The organism is Clostridium sp. B9, from assembly GCF_050509515.1.
GTDB lineage: Bacteria > Bacillota > Clostridia > Clostridiales > Clostridiaceae > Sarcina.
Genome location: NZ_JBNWKA010000003.1, coordinates 2,099,965 through 2,119,880, shown reverse-complemented (window position 1 = coordinate 2,119,880; position 19,916 = coordinate 2,099,965). Strand labels below are relative to the sequence as shown.

The 19,916-nt window shown below is 28.9% G+C and carries 14 protein-coding genes and 1 pseudogene; 12 read left to right on the top strand and 3 right to left on the bottom strand.

Going from position 1 to position 19,916, the window contains the following annotated elements; all coding sequences use genetic code 11:
- Positions 1-166 precede the first annotated feature (166 nt).
- From ACQZHJ_RS09550 to ACQZHJ_RS09540, 3 genes are all read left to right on the top strand, one after another.
- Positions 167-3,271: an SH3 domain-containing protein gene (locus ACQZHJ_RS09550; protein ID WP_430486885.1), complete on the top strand. Its 3,105-nt coding sequence runs from the start codon at positions 167-169 to the stop codon at positions 3,269-3,271.
- A gap of 255 nt (positions 3,272-3,526) precedes the next feature.
- Complete coding sequence (locus tag ACQZHJ_RS09545) at positions 3,527-5,620, top strand: putative bifunctional diguanylate cyclase/phosphodiesterase (protein WP_430485323.1); 2,094 nt, start codon at positions 3,527-3,529, stop codon at positions 5,618-5,620.
- 65 nt (positions 5,621-5,685) lie between these two features.
- Positions 5,686-5,994: a hypothetical protein gene (locus ACQZHJ_RS09540; protein WP_430485322.1), complete on the top strand. Its 309-nt coding sequence runs from the start codon at positions 5,686-5,688 to the stop codon at positions 5,992-5,994.
- Between the two features lie 21 nt (positions 5,995-6,015).
- Here the strand turns inward: ACQZHJ_RS09540 and ACQZHJ_RS09535 are convergent, their stop codons facing one another.
- Positions 6,016-7,230 (bottom strand): 3D domain-containing protein, encoded by a 1,215-nt coding sequence (locus tag ACQZHJ_RS09535; protein WP_430485321.1) that lies wholly within the window; start codon positions 7,228-7,230, stop codon positions 6,016-6,018.
- Between the two features lie 354 nt (positions 7,231-7,584).
- On the opposite strand from ACQZHJ_RS09535, the gene ACQZHJ_RS09530 reads away from it, so the two are divergent.
- From ACQZHJ_RS09530 to pepV, 4 genes and pseudogenes are all read left to right on the top strand, one after another.
- Positions 7,585-8,373 carry a sirohydrochlorin cobaltochelatase gene (locus tag ACQZHJ_RS09530; protein ID WP_430485320.1) on the top strand — a complete coding sequence of 263 codons (789 nt, stop codon included), beginning with the start codon at positions 7,585-7,587 and terminating at the stop codon, positions 8,371-8,373.
- A gap of 78 nt (positions 8,374-8,451) precedes the next feature.
- On the top strand, positions 8,452-8,862 hold the full coding sequence (locus tag ACQZHJ_RS09525; protein ID WP_430485319.1) for an acyl-CoA thioesterase: 411 nt from the start codon (positions 8,452-8,454) through the stop codon (positions 8,860-8,862).
- Between the two features lie 296 nt (positions 8,863-9,158).
- Positions 9,159-10,467 (top strand): annotated as a pseudogene (locus tag ACQZHJ_RS09520) (uracil-xanthine permease family protein).
- A gap of 214 nt (positions 10,468-10,681) precedes the next feature.
- Positions 10,682-12,073, top strand: coding sequence for a dipeptidase PepV (pepV, locus tag ACQZHJ_RS09515; protein ID WP_430485318.1), 1,392 nt, complete (start codon positions 10,682-10,684; stop codon positions 12,071-12,073).
- Between the two features lie 158 nt (positions 12,074-12,231).
- Here pepV and ACQZHJ_RS09510 read toward each other — a convergent pair whose 3' ends face one another.
- Positions 12,232-12,651, bottom strand: coding sequence for a Fur family transcriptional regulator (locus ACQZHJ_RS09510; protein WP_430485317.1), 420 nt, complete (start codon positions 12,649-12,651; stop codon positions 12,232-12,234).
- 633 nt (positions 12,652-13,284) lie between these two features.
- Between ACQZHJ_RS09510 and ACQZHJ_RS09505 the strand changes: the two genes are divergently transcribed.
- On the top strand, positions 13,285-13,620 hold the full coding sequence (locus ACQZHJ_RS09505) for a hypothetical protein (RefSeq protein ID WP_430485316.1): 336 nt from the start codon (positions 13,285-13,287) through the stop codon (positions 13,618-13,620).
- A gap of 27 nt (positions 13,621-13,647) precedes the next feature.
- Positions 13,648-13,824 carry a hypothetical protein gene (locus ACQZHJ_RS09500; protein ID WP_430485315.1) on the top strand — a complete coding sequence of 59 codons (177 nt, stop codon included), beginning with the start codon at positions 13,648-13,650 and terminating at the stop codon, positions 13,822-13,824.
- Positions 13,825-13,880: 56 nt separating this feature from the next.
- On the opposite strand, the gene ACQZHJ_RS09495 is transcribed toward ACQZHJ_RS09500, so the two are convergent.
- Positions 13,881-15,353 carry a nicotinate phosphoribosyltransferase gene (locus ACQZHJ_RS09495; RefSeq protein ID WP_430485314.1) on the bottom strand — a complete coding sequence of 491 codons (1,473 nt, stop codon included), beginning with the start codon at positions 15,351-15,353 and terminating at the stop codon, positions 13,881-13,883.
- A gap of 145 nt (positions 15,354-15,498) precedes the next feature.
- Here ACQZHJ_RS09495 and ACQZHJ_RS09490 point away from each other — a divergent pair, with 145 nt between their 5' ends.
- The 3 genes from ACQZHJ_RS09490 (at position 15,499) to ACQZHJ_RS09480 (ending at position 19,898) form a co-directional block, all read left to right on the top strand.
- Positions 15,499-17,493 carry an ATP-dependent helicase gene (locus tag ACQZHJ_RS09490; protein WP_430485313.1) on the top strand — a complete coding sequence of 665 codons (1,995 nt, stop codon included), beginning with the start codon at positions 15,499-15,501 and terminating at the stop codon, positions 17,491-17,493.
- Positions 17,494-17,670: 177 nt separating this feature from the next.
- Positions 17,671-18,867, top strand: coding sequence for a M20 metallopeptidase family protein (locus ACQZHJ_RS09485; RefSeq protein WP_430485312.1), 1,197 nt, complete (start codon positions 17,671-17,673; stop codon positions 18,865-18,867).
- Between the two features lie 56 nt (positions 18,868-18,923).
- Positions 18,924-19,898 (top strand): RluA family pseudouridine synthase, encoded by a 975-nt coding sequence (locus ACQZHJ_RS09480; protein WP_430485311.1) that lies wholly within the window; start codon positions 18,924-18,926, stop codon positions 19,896-19,898.
- Positions 19,899-19,916 lie beyond the last annotated feature (18 nt).

The window sequence follows — 19,916 nt, the reverse complement described above, 5'->3', positions numbered from 1 at the left end:
ATTACATTTTTGGAAGTATAATAATAGTATTGGAAAGATTATGAATGGTATCTAATAATGATTCAATTTAGAATTGTTTATACATATAAATGAAGTGATGACTTTGAAATTCATAATTAGGTATTAGCCTAAAATATATTAATCGAAAATAAAGGAGACTTATATGATGAATAGAAATAGGTTAAGCTGCCTAATAATAGGAGCTGTTATCGGTTCGGGAGCGTTAGTCTGTGCTCAAAGCACACAAGTTCATGCTGAACCTATAAATGGAATAAAAAATATAAATGAAAGTAAAGGCAATGTCCTTGGAGAGATTATTTCATCAGAAGCTTTAAACCTAAGAAAGGGTGCAGACTCTTCTCATGAAATAATAACTTCAATACCAAGTGGAGCTAGAGTTCAGATATTGGATAAGGTTTCAAATGAGTGGTACAAAATAAGTTATAAAGACTACGTTGGATATTCTTCTGCTAAATATATAAAAGTTTTAGGTGAACATTTAAATCAAGATAACGTAGGGATAATATCCGCTGATGATTTAAATGTTAGAACCAGTCCAAATGAAAATGGAAGTATAATTGGAACTTTACATAAGAATGATAAAGTGAATGTACTAGATAAAGAAATTGATGGATGGTATAAAATTGATTTCAATGGAAGAAGAGCTTATGTATCTAGTTCATATGTAAATCTTATTTCATATAATAAGAAGGAAGATGTAGTAGAGAAAAAGATAACTGAAAAAGTTGAAGGAAACGGAAAAGTAAATGTAGATACTTCATTGAATGTTAGACAAGCTGCTACTAGTAATAGTAGAATAATTGGAAGCTTAAAAGGTGGAGAAGAAGTAAATATAATAAGTGAAGCAAATGGCTTTTATAAAATCGAGTTTAATGGCTCATATGGATATGTTTATGCTCAATACATACTAAAGGATTATGGAGCGCAAATTGGAAAAGAAAATGAAGAGAATAAAAGTGGACAAAAAGATCAAGAAAAATTGGAAACTGTAAAATCAATTAATAAGACAGGAACAGTAAATGTAAGTAGTTCTTTAAATGTAAGATCTGGAGCTAGCACAAGTAGTAAAGTTATAGGAAGTTTAAAGGGACAAACCCAGGTGACTATAGTTGGAGAATCAGGTTCATTCTATAAGATAAAATACAATAGTGGGTTTGGGTATGTAGCTAAAGAATATATAACTAATATAAAAGATACTGAACCAGAAAAGCCTGTAGAGCCAGAAAAGCCGGACACAGGTGATATGAATAAGACAGGAACAGTAAATGTAAGTAGTTCTCTAAATGTAAGATCTGGAGCTAGTACAAGTAGTAAAGTTATAGGAAGCTTAAAGGGACAAACTCAGGTGACTATAGTTGGGGAATCAGGTTCATTCTATAAGATAAAATACAATAGTGGGTTTGGGTATGTAGCTAAAGAATATATAACTAATATAAAAGATACTGAACCAGAAAAGCCTGTAGAGCCAGAAAAGCCGGACACAGGTGATATGAATAAGACAGGAACAGTAAATGTAAGTAGCTCTCTAAATGTAAGATCTGGAGCTAGTACAAGTAGTAAAGTTATAGGAAGCTTAAAGGGACAAACTCAGGTGACTATAGTTGGGGAATCAGGTTCATTCTATAAGATAAAATACAATAGTGGGTTTGGGTATGTAGCTAAAGAATATATAACTAATATAAAAGATACTGAACCAGAAAAGCCTGTAGAGCCAGAAAAGCCTGTAGAGCCAGAAAAGCCGGACACAGGTGATATGAATAAGACAGGAACAGTAAATGTAAGTAGTTCTCTAAATGTAAGATCTGGAGCTAGTACAAGTAGTAAAGTTATAGGAAGCTTAAAGGGACAAACTCAGGTGACTATAGTTGGAGAATCAGGTTCATTCTATAAGATAAAATACAATAGTGGGTTTGGGTATGTAGCTAAAGAATATATAACTAATATAAAAGATACTGAACCAGAAAAGCCTGTAGAGCCAGAAAAACCAGATGTGGATAAGGTTAAAACAGGAACAGTAAATGTAAGTAGCTCTCTAAATGTAAGATCTGGAGCTAGTACAAGTAGTAGTGTTATAGGAAGTTTAAAAGGTAATACTAAGGTAATAATAGTTTCTGAAGAAGGTTCTTTTTACAAAATAGAGTATAATAATGGTTATGGATATGTAGCTAAAGAATATATAACAGATATAAAAGAAGAAGAAAGACCAGTAAATCCAGATAAACCAGTAAATCCAGATAAGCCAGAAGAAAATAAAATTGGAGTTGTAGATGCTTCAAATGGATTAAATGTAAGAAAAGAAGCAAATGCATCTTCACAAATAATAGGTGTTTTAAATTCTGGAGAAACAGTTGAAATATTAGGTGAAGTAGATGGGTTTTATAAAATTAACTATAAAGGACAAGAAGCTTATGCTTCATCAAAATATATAAGTATATTAGATGGAGATTCAAATATAAATCCAGACCTAGATCTAGGAGATCATACAACAACTTCTTATGGTGTATCAATGCAAGAATATATTAGAATGCAACAGAAGAGTAATCCATCTAATTACTCTTATGCTGAATTTGAAAAATATATAAATCCTGCTAATGCAACTAATAGATATCAATTTTTAAGAATAGATAGATTTAGAGCGGTAAGTGTTTCTGGGTTAAGTAGTAGACTAAATAATAAAGGTATTTTAACAGGACAGGGTCAAGCCTTTGTTGATGCTGCAAGAGCATATAATATAGATCCTATATATCTAGTTGCTCAATGTTTACATGAAACAGGTAATGGCACGAGTAAATTAGCAAAAGGGGTTACAATAACAGAAATTGCAGATGAGAGTAGACCTATATACAATAGTTATGGACAATTAGTTGGATACCATATGATTAAGTTGTCATCTCCTGTTACCGTATATAATCTATTTGGAATTGGAGCAAAGGATAACTCTGCTGTTTTCCCTAATAGAGCATTAATTTTAGGTACTACTTATGCTTACAATAAGGGATGGACAAGCATTGGAAATGCAATAAAAGGTGCAGCTGAATTTGTTTCATTAAATTATGTGCATAGTTCAAGATATGAACAAAATACTCTTTACAAGATGAGATATAATCAAGATACAGCTAATATGTGGCACCAATATGCAACGACTCCATGGTATGCATCAAGTATAGCTGATATTATGAGTGGTTATGATGATTTGTATTTAGAAACTAATTTCACATTTGATGTTCCTGTATTTGGAGGAGCTCAATAGAGCATTACTTTAAGGTTAAAGTAGATAGTTTATATATAAATAAAAGGAGTCTAAAGAAGACTTCTTTTATTTTTTTCAATTATAAAGAGAGGATATTTATTAATGAAAAAATCTGTTTTAAAAAGACGGGTAAATTTGGTAATAATATCGGTATTTATTTTATGGATAATAATATCTACTGCTATTACACTATTTAAATTGTACCCTCAAGTTTATACGCTTCAAAAAGAAGGAAATAGAAAAGCTATCAATAATATGATAGAAGATTTTGATAGAGAAATTGGTAAGTTAGATAATCTGATGTTTCGGAATAGTGTATATGAAAAATATAATAATTTTTTGAATGAAAAACAGTTTAATATTAGAGGATTTATAGATGTTAGAAGTGGGAAAACCAATATTAAAACATCTAATGGAGGAGAGCTTTACTTAGATAGCTTTAAGGATGTATTTAATACAATAATAAATGTTTATAATTATGATGGAAATATTACTGTTGGTACATTAAAAGAAAAAATTCCATTTTTATTATTCTTGAATAAAGTTGATAAAAATCTTTATCAAGTTGGCGTAGTGTTTCTGGATGGAAAAGGTAGTTTTAGATTAGATCAAAATTTAATAGGGCAGAATGTTAAAGTTTCATTTTTCCCGATTAATGCAGATACATCTAGTTTTGAAGAGATGAATATAGAAAGCGGATTTTTAGGGGATATATACAAAAAGAGTTATATTAGTGATAAGTCATTTATAAATGATGTATATCTTAAAGATTATAAGGACGATATATGCTTAGAATTAGTTTATGATTTTGATATATATGGTTCACCATATGTTTATGAAGCTTTTATAAAATATGGTTTATCTGTATTAATAATTAATATAATATTTGCGATTATAATAATAACAGTTTTAAATAGAAGTATATTCTTCAGAATAGATGTTTTAAATAATAAAGTAGTAAAAATGATGAAGGCTCATGGGATTAAATATAAGGAACTAAATAAGAGAAGTGCTACTATCTTAAAAGAGGATGAGATAACTGCTATAAGTAAAGATTTAGGCGTGGTAAATGATTACATAGATTTTTACGCTAAGAGAGCTGATTTTTATTATAAAAAAGATAAGGCAACTGGTCTTAACAAGATGGATACTTTTTTATCTCAAGGGAAAGTATTCATAAAAGAAAATAAGAAAAGTGCTATTATATATATAAGTTTAGAAGGAATAAGTGTATTAAATTATAATTTAGGATTTAATAAAGGAACTAAGCTTATGAAGTGTGCTGTATTGGCATTAAATAAAGTTATGCCTCACGGAATATGGGCGAGAATATCAGGGATTGAATTAGCTATTTTATTTAAATATGATAGAGAAGAAGAATTAGAGGAATATTGTAAAAAGGTTATTTATGAACTGAATAATAATATTTATTTAGATAATAAACAATATTTTATCTCTTGTAGCGTTGGAGGAACTTTAATTTCAGATACTTGTTCCTCTTTAGACTGCATTTTAAGCAGAGCTTACATAGCAATGACAATGGCAAGAGAAAATGCAATAAATACATATGAAATATTAAATAATGAAATAAATAATTCAATAACTGTAGATATGCTTCAAGACGCTATGGAAAATAATGAGTTTAAACTATATTATCAACCAAAAGTGGATTGCAAAACATTGGAGATTGTAGGGGTTGAGGCTTTGATTAGATGGATAAGCCCTGAAAAAGGATTCATACCACCAGATGAGTTTATTTCTATAGCTGAAAAAAGTGGATATATAAGAGATCTAGGTAAGTGGGTTTTGAAAGAAGCAGCAAAAGATATGAATGAGTTTAGAGAAAAAACAGGGAAGGATTTATCTATAGGAATAAATGTTTCAGCTATACAGCTTTTAGATAGTGAACTTATAAATGATATAAAATATATATTTGATGAAGTTAACTATCCACTTGACAAAGTAGAACTTGAAATTACTGAAAGTATGTCAGTTAATAGATTTAATGGACTCAAAAAAATGATTGAATCTGCTAGAAGTTTAGGTATGAGTATAGCTATAGATGATTTTGGAACTGGATATAGTAACTTAAAATACTTAAAGGACTATGAGGTTGATACTATAAAACTTGACAAATCACTAATAGAGAATATGAAAGATAATAAAATGTTTATAAAGAGTGTTATAGATATTATACGTATTATGGGAGCTCAATCAGTTGCTGAGGGAGTTGAAGAAGTGCAGGAAGTAGAACTTTTAAGAAAGTATGGTTGCAATCTTATACAAGGATATTATTTTTACAAACCTATGCCTTTAGAAAGCTTAATAGAAACTATTAAGAATATTTAGTTTGGTAATAATTACAATGTAAAGTAAGTAAAATAGTAGTGATATTATTTTGTGGAGTGTTAAATTTGGAGATTTTAGACTGGAAGTTTATTTTTGTGATAATTACATTTGCTCTAATAGGCATTGGATGTCTAATAAAAAGATCTAGAATAGGAGTGACAGCAGCATCTTTTGGAGTTGTTTCTACATTAGTAATATGGGGAATAGTAAGATTAAACATTAAGTTTCAAAGTTTTTTATCCCAAGTTGGATTAACCTTTAAAGATATACTAACTTTTGTAGCAATTATTTTAGTTGCTATAATTGCTTTTATAGTTATATTTTTTGTGTTAAAAACATTTAATTCATTAAATGGAAAAGTAAAAAAGAGATAAGACTGTTTGTCTTATCTCTTTTTACCATTCTCCAGGGTATGCAACTATATGAAGTGTTACTTGACGTCTTCCCCAAGAGATACATTCACTATGAGAGTTCATATAAAGATCTATTATATGACCCTTAATAGCGCCACCAGTATCTGATGCTATTGCATAACCATATCCAGGGATGTACACTTTAGAACCTAGAGGGATTACACTAGGATCTACAGCGATTGTACTTATTCCGCTTGGATTTCTTACTGGTCTTAACCCCATTGCTGTTAAAGTTCCTCCACTGTAAGCTGTTGCTTCAACAGAAAGAGTTTTCTTATAATTACCATCACCACTAGGTGGAGTTACATTGGAACCACCTGATGAATTACCTTCCTTATTTTCTTCAGCTTGCTTTGCCGCTTCTTCTGCTTTGATTTTATCAATCTTACTTTGGGCAGCTTGTACAGAATTACTTGCTGTAGTTTTAACTGAATCAACATTAAGTTGTGGTATTAATTGATTTAAAGTACTTATAGCACTTTCTAATTCGTTAATTGATGAGGATGAATTTATAACTGACACTGAATGAGAAATTAAAGAGTTTTCATTTGCTTTTATTACTTCTAAAACAGCATCCTTTTGATTATTTAATTCATTTATTTTTTTCTGTTCTTCAGCTTTTTTGCTATCTAGTTCTTTTAAAGATTCTTCTGTTGAGTTTTTTAATTCATTTAAATCGGATTTATCTCTTTCAAGCTTTTTAATGTCATTGCCAAGAGAATCTCTTTGGGAATTTAAATCTTCTATAAGATTTTTATCAAGAGCTGTTACTCTTGCTAAAGCATCAATTCTACTTATTAAGTCTGAAAGATTTTCAGATGTAAGTAGAAAGACTAACGGACTCATAGAATCCTTACTTTTGTACATAGCTCTCATTCTTTTTCCTAAAACAAGTTGTTTTTCATCTATTTCCTTCTTTAAGGTATTTACTTTGCTTTCAGTTTCTTTTAGGTTTTCCTCAGTATCTTTCATTTTACGCTTATTTTCTTCAAGTTTTGAATTAAGCTCTCCAATTTCGGTATTTAATTTAGATACTTGTGAATTTAGAGACATAATCTCATTATCTAGTTGTTCATACTTTACTTTGTTCTCTTGAATGGTTGATTTTTTTTCATTTACTGTATCAGCAAAAACTACTTGAGTAGCTGATAAGCTAATCGTTAAAGCTAAAATTGCTGATAAAATCTTTTTTTGCATAAAGTACACTCCTTTTAGTAATATGTCCACAACTTAAGTGTATTTCATCCTGTATTATTGAATTATAACACAATAAGTAAAAAATAAAAAAACAAATTTTACTTATTAATCATAAAAAAGAACAATATAACATTTTATCCATTCCCTATATCATAAATTATACTCTTTTTATAAAGATAAGTCATTATAGCGAAATATGCATATATAATTTTTTTGAAATATATATGTTAAGTAGATTATAATTAAATGGAGTTTAAGTGGAAAGTTAGTCTATATTATAAAAGAATGATTCTTTTATTTTTGACTTAATAAAATTTTAGGAGGAATTAGGCATAGTTGTTATGCTGAGTAAATATGAAGAAAGCTATAGTTATTATGGGAGTAGGAACTAGTGATTTAGAACTTTTAAACCAATCATTTGGAAAGGTCTCTGATGATTTAAAGAAAGCATTTAGTCAATATGATATTTATACAAGTTTTACGTCTAAAAAGATAATGGATAAATTAAAAAAAATAGAGAGAAAGAGTATATTAAATCCAGTTGAAACATTAGATTATCTTAAGAAAAAAGGATACGAAAAAGTAATAATTCAACCGTTACATATTATACAAGGTGATGAATATGAAAATTTAAATAGGCTAAAGTCTCAATTTAGGGAAAATTTTAATGAACTAATACTAACAAATGCACTATTATGTGAAGATAAAGGAACTATAGATAGATATGATGATTTTATAAAATCAATAAGTGGAAAATTGAATTCTAATGAAAATATAGTTTTAGTTGGGCATGGTGGAACCCATAAGGGAAATGAATCTTATATAAAATTACAAAGAGAATTAATAGAACATGGGTATAAAAATGTTTTAGTAGGAACCATAAGTGGAGTTCCAAGCTTTAATGAAGTTTTAGATAAGATAAAAAAGAACAATTGGAAGAAGATAAAATTGATTCCTTTAATGTTTTTGGCAGGTCACCATAGTAAATTAGATATATGTTCATTGAGAAACGAGATGTCATGGAATTCTAAATTAACTAAGGTTGGAATAGAAGTTGAGTGCGATTCAAATGGTCTTGTTGAATTAGAGGAGTTTAGAAAGTTGTATATTGAAAGTATAAAAAATATAATTATGTATAATTAACATAGTTTGAAAATCAAAGTAATTTAATATATTATATAAAATAAGTATATTTATATAATATAAGAAAGGATTTTTATTATGAAGAGTAAAACTAGATTAAAGGTTAGGTATGCAGAAACTGATGCTATGCAAGTAGTTCATCATGCTAGTTATTATGTTTATTTTGAGTGTGCTAGAGAAGATTTTATAAAACAGTTCGGTATAGAGTACAAGGATATGGAAGATATGGGCATAATGATGCCTTTAGTTGAAACACAATGCAAATATATAGATGCTGCAAGGTATGGAGATAATTTAATTATAGAGACAGAATATGAAATTTTAAGCCCTATAAAAGTAGGACTAAAGTATTCTGTGATAAGAGAAGATGATAATAAATTATTAGCTATTGGTAAAACAATGCAGACATTTGTGGATAGCTCCACATTTAGAATAATAAACCTGAAAAAAACATACTCTGATTTATGGAATAAATTAAGTAGGTATTAATATTGATAACAAATAGTTAAAATTATATTAATATATGTATATCTTATTGAAATGAAATTTTAATTAAAATATAATCTAATAAAATAAAATGTTCTTTAAATTAGCTCAGAGAAGCTGGTAAGAATTAATTGTTTAGATTGTATAAAATCAGTAGTTTAAAGAATTAACTTCTTACTGAGAGTCTTCTCTATAGTAAGAAGTTTTATTTTTACCTTTTTAAATCAGTCCAGTGAGGCTGAAAAGAGGAGAAGCAGAGTTTTCTCCTTAAACTTTAAAACATAAGGAGGCTTAAATTTATGGCACAACAAGTAATAGGAAAAGAAAAAAGCAATATTAAGACGGATGGTATTTTATCTCACTTAAAAAATGGTATTTTAGGATTGCAACATTTAGTTGCAATGTTTGGAGCTACAATATTAGTTCCTATGGTAACTGGATTAGATCCTTCAGTAGCTTTATTTACAGCAGGGATAGGAACTCTTATATTTCATCTGTGTACAAAAGGAAAGGTTCCAGTATTTTTAGGGTCATCATTTGCATTCATACCGGTAATAGTAGCAGTTGGTGAAAAATATGGAGATTTAAGATATGCTCAAGGAGGAATATTCTTCGCAGGATTAGCATATGTGCTTATGTCTTTCGCTATAAAAAAGATTGGTGTAGATAAAATAAGAAGAGTTTTACCAGCAAGAGTTGTTGGACCTATGATAATGGTTATAGGATTAAATCTTATACCAAATGCATTAAATATGGCTGGAGTTAATTCTCTAATAGCAGGCGAAGCGGGAGCAGGAGCAAATGTTCTTATAGCGGGAGTAACATTAGGGTTAGCTCTCTTAATAAGTAGGCTTGGAAAAGGTTTTTTCTCACAGCTAGCAATAATCACAGCAGTTGCTGTGGGGTATACTTTAAGCTTAGTTTTAGGACAAGTTGACACAACTTTAATTCAACAAAGTAGTATGGTTGCAGTTCCAAGTTTCACTCTGCCAAAGTTTGATTTTGGAGCAATAATGATTACATTACCAGTAATATTAGCTGTATCTATGGAACATATAGGTGATATTACTACTAATGGACAAGTTGTAGGAAAGAATTTTATAGAGGATCCAGGTTTAAATAGAACTGTATTAGGTGATGGTTTAGCAACTTTAGTTGCATCTTTATTAGGAGGAACCAGCTAACACAACTTACGGTGAAAATACAGGAGTTTTAGCTATAACTAAAAACTATAATCCAGCAATTTTAAGATTAACAGCTGTTTTTGCCATAATATTAAGCTTTATAGCAAAGTTTGGAGCAGTTATAAGAACTATTCCACAATCAGTAATGGGTGGAATAAGTCTAATGTTGTTTTCTATGATTGCTTTGGTAGGGGTTAAGACAATAAAGAATGAGAATGTTAAGTTAGATGGAAAGAATATAGCCTTAATGGTTATAATAATGTTTGTTGGCTTATCAGGATTATTCTTAAATGAACCTATAGGAATCCAAATAAGTGACAGTGTGAGCATATCAGGTTTAAGCTTAGCTGCCTTAGTAGGAGTTACATTAAATATAATACTTACTAAAATAGAATCTAGAAATATGAAAGAAGTAATTGCATAGTGCTTGTAACAGGTCATCTCAAAAGAGATGGCCTGTTATTTATTATATGGCTTATGAAGCTTTGATTTTTTATGGATTAATAGGTATTCTGATTTTTATCTAGGAAAAAATAATAAATAAAATAGGTTAGAAAAAAATGTTAGAATGTGATATTATATTCTTAATAAATATTAATAAATTGTTAATATACATTTGTTGAAAAGGAAGTGTAGAAATGGATTTAAATAATAGAATCGATGAGATGAAAGATGAATTAATCCAATCAGTACAAGAAATTATTAGAATAAAGAGTGTAGAGAGTGAAGCTAAGGAAGGAATGCCTTTTGGCGAAGGTGTTTCAAAATCTTTGGCCTGTGCCCTTGAAATTGCAGATAGATTAGGATTTAAAACTGTAAATTTAGATGGACATGTAGGATATGCTGAATTTGGTGAAGGAGAAGATTATGTAGCTGCTTTAGGACATTTAGATGTAGTTCCAGAAGGTGATGGATGGGAATTCCCAGCTTATGGTGCAGAAATACATGATGGAAAGATTTATGGTAGAGGAACAACAGATGATAAAGGACCAATAATGGCGTCATTATATGGACTAAAGGCTATAAAGGACTTGAATTTACCATTATCAAAAAGAGTAAGAATAATATTTGGAACTAATGAAGAAACTGGAAGCAAGGATATTGAATACTACTTAGAACATGAAAAGGCTCCAGTTGCAGGATTTACTCCAGATGCTGATTTCCCAATAATAAATGGTGAAAAAGGAATAACAATTTTTGATTTAGTTAAAGAGTTTGAGAGTAAACAAGATGGAGATATAGTTGTAGAAAGCATTAAAGGTGGAGTAGCTTCTAATGTGGTTGCAAGCCTTTGTGAAACAAAGTTAAAAGCTAAAGATGCTTTAAATGTATGTAAAATAATAAAAGAGAATGCAGAAAAAAATAACATAAAAGCTGAAGTAACTTCAAATGAACATGAAATATGTTTGAAAGTATTTGGAGTATCAGCACATGGAAGTACACCAGAAAAGGGTGTAAATGCTATAATGCAAAGTATAAAACTTCTATCAATGTTAAATTTACAAAATGGCGAAATGAAAGAATTTATTGAATTTCTAAATAAAAACATTGGAGAAGATGTTTATGGAGAAAAGTTTGGAATATTTTTAGAAGATAAGGCTTCAGGAAAATTAAGTTTCAATGTTGGAGTTATAGATTTGAATGAAAACAGATGTATTTTAACTGTGAATTTAAGATATCCTGTAACTAGTTCATTAGAAGAGATGATGACTCCATTTAATAAAAGAATAGAGGGAACTTCAATAAGAATAGAAAATTTTGAACATCAAAAACCTCTGTATTTCTCACCAGAACATTCATTAATAAGAGTATTACAAAGTGTTTATAAAGAAGTAACAGGAGAAGAGGCAGAGCTTATGTCTATAGGTGGAGGAACTTATGCAAAAGAGATGCCTAATATAGTTGCTTTTGGTCCTATCTTCCCAGATGAGCCTGATGTTATTCATAAACCTAATGAATATATAAAGATAGACGATTTAGTATTAATAACTAAAATATATGCTAAAACTTTATATGAATTAGCAAAATAAAATCTTTTAATTAGTAAAGGGACTGCATAAAAGCTTAATAATAAAACTTACAAATATATTTCTAATTACAATATTTGTGAGTTTTATTAGAAAGGTATCTTTATGTAGTTCTTTTTTTATTATAAACAAAAAGAAAGAGTGGCGTTATCCACTCTTTCTTATTCGTGTTTATCTTGACACTCTTCGCAAATTCCATAGAAGTACATCTTATTAGATAATACTCTATACTTTGAGTGCTTTTGAGCTTCTTCATTTAGATGTGAGTAATCTAAATGTTCAATATCATCAACTCTACCACATGCTAAGCACTGTATATGACAGTGATCCATAGCGTTTCCATCATATCTGAAGTTCCCTTCACCGACATTGATTTCTTGTATTAGTTCAACCTCAACAAGTGTCTTTAATGCTTTGTACACAGTAGCTAATGACATTGTAGGATAATCTTCCTGTAAAGCTTTATAAATTGTCTCAGCTGATGGATGTTCTTTAGTACTTTTTAAATACTTATAAACAGCAATCCTCTGAGGTGTTAGTTTTAATTTTTTTTCTTTAAAAATAGTAGTTATATTGTCCATTTCCACCATCCCTATCGTTTGAGAATTGATTATATTATATAATAATAATTATTATATGTCAAAGATTATCTTTTAATATTAACTAAAGTTAAAAAGAGTTTAAAAATTTTTTACAAATTAACGTAAAAATTGCTTGTAAATTTAACCTTTTTATGATAAAATTTATTTAAAGGTTGTTAATTAATTAACAAAGTTTTTCCATGTTCATTTCATTTTCCTTTAAGAACAGTTTTGCTGTTCTTTTTTTTTACAGTTGTGTATGAAAACAAACTAAAAAAGGTATTAAAGTTTCAAGCTTTAAATACCTTTTAAAATTACTCTTAATAATAATGAATTAGATTAAAATAATTTTATCGCCAATACTATTTTACTTGATAAAAAAATATTTGCAAGTAAAGTAATTACAATTGTATATTAATATGTTATAAAATTAGGATGTTTTTTAATAAATTTTTACACTATTACATTTAAATTTTGTAAAAATAAAATTTAAATGTAATAGTGTAATTTTGAAAAATAATAATTATTATTTTGGTAAACAATATATTAGGTATATAAACTTAGAATAGCTTTACTTAAAGTTTAATAAGTGGTAAACTTTACTATATAAATTAATTACTTAGGAGGTTAATTATGTCAAAATATAAAGTTGGAGACGAATTAATTATAGTTACAGACCCTAATCAAGAAAAAGAGAAGTTAAAAGATTTAAGCTTCTTAAAGAAAGAAGGAGATTATGCTTCTTTATCATGGGGAATAAAAGTAGTAGATGTGGAATACGACAAACCTAATGTTACTTTAACTTACAGAAATGTTATGGGAGAAACTAATAAAGTTTTCGCTGTATGTAAAGATGTGGATAACTTCGATCATGAAAAAGTATTAGAAAAAGCTTTACTTAAAGCGTTCCAAAATGAACTTACAAATCTTACAGTAATTAAAAATACTGGATTAAAAACTATATTTTAATTAATAAGAGGGGATTGAGGGGATAATATGGCGCAGTGTCCATTTTGGTCAAATGAGAGGGTAAAAGTTGGCTGTTATAAAGAATGTCCAATGAATGAGATTATTACAGGAGAAGAATGTATATTTTCTCTTTACTTAGATAAAAATTCTTTAGGTGATGATGAAAATAAAGATTCAGAACTTGTATTATGTGCATCAAATTAATAAGAGACGCTTCCTGGGTATGAAGCGTCTCTTATTTTTTATCAATTTAATAGCTTTTATTTATATATATTTGAATATCTATGAAGTAAGTTATGCTTTAAGTTCCAAAGTCCAGTTGATAAATCAACATAGTAAGTATGTGGATTTTCGAATCTTAATATTTCAGGCCAAAGTTTTTCACATTCTTCTTTTGCATAATCTCTTATTTCCATTACTGTTGGATTAGTATAACAAATAGTTCCTTTATCAAAAACTTTAACTAATAAGTCTTTAACATAGTAATTTGTTAGTGTTTTTCTTTTCCATACATGTATAGGATCAAATATTTCTAGTGGCTTATCTGTATCTATTTTCTCATCATTTAAAAGTATTAAATCAGCTAAAGCTGTATGAGTAGTCTTATCAAATACTCTTATTAATCTTTTGAATCCTGGATTTGTTATTTTTTCTTCATTTTCACTTATTTTAATTCTAGGAATTATGTTACCATCTTCATCTTCAACAGCAACTAGTTTATAAACGCCTCCGAAAACAGGTTCGGATTTAGCTGTTATAAGTCTTTCGCCAACGCCAAATGCATCTATTGAAGCTCCTTGACCTAGAACATCTCTTATAATATATTCATCTAAAGAGTTTGAAACTATTATTTTACAGTCAGGATATCCAGCATCATCTAACATTTTTCTGCACTTCTTAGATAAATAAGTTATATCTCCACTATCTATTCTTATACCTTTTGGTCTTTTGCCAAGTGGTTTTAGAATTTCATCAAATACCTTTATTGCATTAGGAATACCAGATTTTAAAACGTTATATGTATCTATTAAAAGTGTACAGTTATCTGGGTATGCAACAGCCCATGCTTTAAATGCCTCATATTCATCGCCAAATAATTGAATCCAACTGTGAGCCATAGTTCCGATAGCTGGTATGTCAAACATTTGGTCAGCTATTGTACAAGCTGTAGAGTGACATCCACCTATTGCAGCAGCTCTAGCACCATATATAGCACCATCATATCCTTGAGCTCTTCTAGAACCAAACTCCATAACGGTTCTTCCTTCGGCAGCTCTACAAATTCTGTTAGCTTTAGTTGCAATAAGTGTTTGGTGGTTTATAGTAAGAAGTATCATAGTTTCAACAAATTGTGCTTGTATTACGGGACCTTTTACTATAACTAAAGGTTCATTAGGAAAAACAGGGTTTCCTTCAGGGATTGCCCAAACATCACAAGTAAATTCAAAATTTATTAAAAATTCTAAGAATTCATCACAAAATATGTTTTTTGATTTTAAGTACTCTATGTCATCTTCTGAAAAGTTAAGATTTGATAGGTATTCTATTAACTGTTCAACACCAGACATTATACAATATCCACCACCATCTGGTACCCTTCTAAAATACATATCAAAATAGGCAATTTTATTTTCTATTCCATTTTTAAAATAACCATTTGCCATAGTAAGCTCATAGAAATCAACTAGCATTGTAAGATTTCTAGGGTTTTTTAAATCAAACTTATAATCCATATAAAATTTATCTCCTTTTCATAAGTTGTCAATAACTATTGTAACCACTTGGAAGAATTATTACAATATATATGTTACTAAATATTATGTTTTAAGTGAGTAATTTTAGTTAATAATTAAATTGATTATATATTAGGAGATTGATATGTCTAGATTAGATAAGTTTCAACAAGAGGCTGTTAGAGCTCAGGGGAAAAGTGTCTTAGTAATAGCACCACCAGGAGCAGGAAAAACTACAGTTATTTTAAATAGAATAAAATATCTTTTAGAGGAAAGAAAAATAAATGGAATAAATATAGTAGTTATAACTTTCACAAAGGCAGCTGCTGAAAATATGAAGAGTAGATTTAAAGAGATGAGCAGTGGAGGTGTCATTCCTTTCTTTGGTACATTTCATGGACTGTTTTATAAGATTCTTTTAAGAAATAAAGAAGAAATTCGTATTATAGAATCGAGGGATTCTTACAATGTTGTGAGAAAAGTTTTATCAACTTATATGGAAGAAGTTAGTGATGATAAAATAAAAGAAGTTTTAAATAATATATCAAGAAGAAAGGTTTCTTCTAAAGAACTAGAAATATCCATGGGTATTGATGTTTTTGATAAATGCTATGAAGCTTATGAAACTTTTAAGACTCAAAGAGGATTATTGGATTTTGATGATTTACAGATTAAAGCTGTAGATTTTTTAAAAAACAACCCTAATGCTTTAGGATATTACAAAAATCTAATAAAATATATACTAGTTGATGAGTTTCAAGACTGTGATGAAATTCAATTAGAGTTTTTAAAGCTTATAAATAATAATGTGTTCTGTGTTGGAGACGAGGATCAAAGTATATATTCATTTAGAGGTGCAACTCCAAAGTGTATGATAAATTTTAGTGAGGATTTTGAAGAGAGTGAGAAAGTTTATTTAAAATATAACTACAGAAGTCTTAAAAATATAGTTGATTTATCAAAAGAGGTTATAAAAAATAATAAAGAAAGATATAGTAAGGAAATTTTAGCTTACAATGAGAATGGCGGTAAAATAGAATTTAAAACTCCATTCAATGAGTCAGAAGAAGCTAATATGATTATAGATAAAATAGAAAAATCCAAAAAGATAGGTGAAAAATATTCAGATAATGTTATTCTTTACAGAACTAATATGGAAAGTAGGAGTTTTATAGATGCCTTTATAAGAAAAAAGATTCCATTTAAGCTTTTAGATAAAGAATATAACTTCTTTAATCATTTTATATGCAAGGATTTAATATCTTACTTAAAGCTATCTATAGATCCATATGACAAAGAGGCTTTTAATAAGATAATAAATAAGCCTTTTAGATATGTTTCCAAAAATGCAGTCTATGGAGTTATAAATTCTAAAAAACAAGAGAATGTTTTTGATTTATTGATGAATGGAGAGGGAATTCATCCTTTTCAAATGAGAAAACTTGAGGAGCTTAAAAATGATATAGCATATTTAAATAAGCTTTCTTTAAATAGTGCTATTGATTTTATATTAGGTGATTTAGAATATAGTCAATATATAAGAGAATATTGTTCAAAGTTTAAACAAAATCAAGAAGAACTTTTAGAGATTGTAGAGGAATTTAAGAGTTCAGCTAGTGATTTTAAATCAATAATTCAATTTTTAACACATATAGCAAGTGTTGAGGAGAACTTAGAAAACTTAAATTCAAAAGGCAATATAGATTCAGTAATACTAAGTACAATGCATGGGGTTAAAGGAATGCAGTTTAAAAATGTTTATATAGTAAATATTGTTGATGAAACAATACCTCATAAGAATAGCATGGATAACTTAGAAGAGGAGAGAAGGCTCTTCTATGTAGGGGTAACAAGAGCTATAAACAATGTATATCTATATTCCCCTAAAAATGTTAGGGGGAAATTTAAAGATATATCTATGTTTTTAGCTAATATAGGCTTAGAAGAGGCTTTTTCTATTAAGGATTATGGAATAAAGACTGGAGATGCTGTTAGACATAATTATTTTGGAATAGGAGAAGTGAGTGGTATAGATAAGGGAACCATTGAAATAAAATTTATTCAAGGAGACTTAAGAAAGTTTTCATTAAAAACATTAGTAGAAAACAACATAATAGAAAAAATTATTTGCGAAGTATAGAAATAAAGCCTTATGGCTTTATTTTTTACTTGTATACATTTAAATAATATATTCTTAAATGATTATAAAAGTAAAGAAAAAAATTGAATTAAAAAATATGGTAATATATAATCAAAAATAGATAAATTAAATAAACTATAAAAGAAAAAGAAAGTTAAAATAAAAGTAGGTGGTAAAATGGATATAAATTTATTAAATGAAGCAAAAGAAATAAAAGATATTTTGATAGATTTAAGAAGAGATTTTCATGAGAATCCAGAGCTTGGGTTTGAAGAGTGGAGAACTTCAGGAAAAATAAAAGAGTTTTTAACTAATGAAGGAATAGAGTATATAGAAACTGCTAAAACCGGTGTATGTGGTATAATAAGAGGAACTTTAGAAGATGATAGTAAAAAGGATAGGTGTATAGCATTAAGATCAGATATAGATGGGCTTCCTATGAATGATAAGAAAAGTTGTTCTTATTCATCAAAAATACCAGGAAGAATGCATGCATGTGGACATGATGCCCATATGTCAATCTTATTAGGTGCAGCTAAGCTTTTAAATAGACATAAAGATAAGTTTAGTGGAACTGTTAAATTATTATTTGAACCAGCAGAGGAGACAACAGGTGGAGCTCCACTTATGATAGAAGATGGAGTTTTAGAAAATCCTAGAGTTCAGAAGATAATAGGTCTTCATGTTGAGGAAACTTTAAATGTTGGAGAAATAATGATTAAAAAAGGTGTAGTAAATGCAGCCTCAAATCCATTTACTATAAAGATAAAAGGAAGAGGGGGTCATGGAGCATATCCTCACATGGCAATAGATCCAATAGTTATGGCTTCTCAAGTAGTTTTAGGTTTACAAACCATAGTAAGTAGAGAAATAAAACCTGTAAATCCAGCTGTGGTTACAGTGGGGAGTATAAATGGGGGAACAGCTCAAAATATTATCCCAGATGAAGTTACTTTAAAAGGGGTAATAAGAACTATGACTTTAGAAGATAGAGCATATGCAAAGGAAAGACTAAAAGAAATAGCTACTTCAATATGCAAGGCTATGAGAGGGGAATGCGAAGTTATTATAGAGGAAAGTTATCCTTGCCTTTATAATGATGATGATATGGTTGATTTAGTTAAGGAAACTGCTAAAGAAATCATAGGGGAAGAAAATGTAAAAGAACAAGCGGCACCAAAGCTTGGAGTTGAAAGTTTTGCATACTTTGCTTTAGAGAGAGAATCAGCTTTCTACTTCTTAGGAGCAAGAAACGAAGCAAGAAATATAATACATTCAGCACATAATAGTATGTTTGATGTAGATGAGGATTTATTACCTATAGGAGTTTCAATTCAAAGTGGAGCTGCATTAAAGTATTTGACAAGGGATTAATTTAATATTAATCTATAAAAAGTAATTAAAAAGATTTAAATTAGGAGTGAAGCAATTTGAAAATAGAAATAGGTACAAATGAAGCAGGACAGAGATTAGATAAATTCTTAAGAAAATATTTAAAGGATGTACCGCTAAGCGCCATATTTAAAGCCTTAAGAAAAGGTGATATAAGAGTAAATGGAAAGAAACAAAAGGAAAAGTACTCTTTAGAAGAGGGAGATATTATTGAAATAAGATATCTTCAAAGTGTTGTTACAAAAGAGAAGAGAAAGATGAACTTCCAAATGGTTGATTCAGGATCTCTTCAAATAATATATGAAGATGAGAATATGGCTTTAGTAGAAAAATGGCCAGGAGTACTAGTTCATTCAGACAAGAAAAATGGTGCACCAACTTTAACTGATTATGTATTATCATATTTATTTAAAAAAGGTGACTATGTTCCAGAAAATGAATTAACTTTCACACCAGCATCTTGTAACAGACTAGATAGAAATACTTCAGGTATGGTTTTCTTTGGAAAGAACTTTGAAGGTTTAAAAGCATTAAATGAGATGATAAGAGAAAGAGGCGTTAAGAAGTATTACTGCGCTTTAGTTAAAGGGAAAATAACACCTGGTAAATATGAAGCTTACATATCAAAAGATGAAGAAGTTAATAAGTCAAAAGTATATGATACACCTAAGCAAGATACAAAGAAAATAGAAATGGATGTTAAGGTTATACAAACTAATGGAGCCTTTTCATTACTTGAAATAGAGCTTATAACAGGAAGAAGTCATCAGTTAAGAGCTCATTTAGCTCATCTTGGAAATCCTATAGTTGGAGATTTTAAGTATGGTGATAATAAAATGAATTCATTCTTTGAAAATAAATTCGGATTAAATTATCAATTCCTTTATGCTTATAAAGTAACATTTAAGGATGTGCCAGAGAAGTTTAATTACTTAAAGAACAAAACAATAGCACAAGGACTTCCACCAATGTTTAAAAAGATTAAAAGGGATGTATTTAAGTTTAGACTTTAGTTTTTTTAAGATAGGAGA

Excerpts from the sequence above, each read along its gene's own strand:
- ACQZHJ_RS09550 (WP_430486885.1), top strand. The coding sequence starts at position 167 with ATGAATAGAAATAGGTTAAGCTGCCTAATAATAGGAGCTGTTATCGGT.
- ACQZHJ_RS09545 (WP_430485323.1), top strand. The coding sequence starts at position 3,527 with ATGATAGAAGATTTTGATAGAGAAATTGGTAAGTTAGATAATCTGATG.
- ACQZHJ_RS09535 (WP_430485321.1), bottom strand. The coding sequence starts at position 7,230 with ATGCAAAAAAAGATTTTATCAGCAATTTTAGCTTTAACGATTAGCTTA.
- ACQZHJ_RS09530 (WP_430485320.1), top strand. The coding sequence starts at position 7,585 with ATGAAGAAAGCTATAGTTATTATGGGAGTAGGAACTAGTGATTTAGAA.
- ACQZHJ_RS09525 (WP_430485319.1), top strand. The coding sequence starts at position 8,452 with ATGAAGAGTAAAACTAGATTAAAGGTTAGGTATGCAGAAACTGATGCT.
- pepV (WP_430485318.1), top strand. The coding sequence starts at position 10,682 with ATGGATTTAAATAATAGAATCGATGAGATGAAAGATGAATTAATCCAA.
- ACQZHJ_RS09510 (WP_430485317.1), bottom strand. The coding sequence starts at position 12,651 with ATGGACAATATAACTACTATTTTTAAAGAAAAAAAATTAAAACTAACA.
- ACQZHJ_RS09505 (WP_430485316.1), top strand. The coding sequence starts at position 13,285 with ATGTCAAAATATAAAGTTGGAGACGAATTAATTATAGTTACAGACCCT.
- ACQZHJ_RS09500 (WP_430485315.1), top strand. The coding sequence starts at position 13,648 with ATGGCGCAGTGTCCATTTTGGTCAAATGAGAGGGTAAAAGTTGGCTGT.
- ACQZHJ_RS09495 (WP_430485314.1), bottom strand. The coding sequence starts at position 15,353 with ATGGATTATAAGTTTGATTTAAAAAACCCTAGAAATCTTACAATGCTA.
- ACQZHJ_RS09490 (WP_430485313.1), top strand. The coding sequence starts at position 15,499 with ATGTCTAGATTAGATAAGTTTCAACAAGAGGCTGTTAGAGCTCAGGGG.
- ACQZHJ_RS09485 (WP_430485312.1), top strand. The coding sequence starts at position 17,671 with ATGGATATAAATTTATTAAATGAAGCAAAAGAAATAAAAGATATTTTG.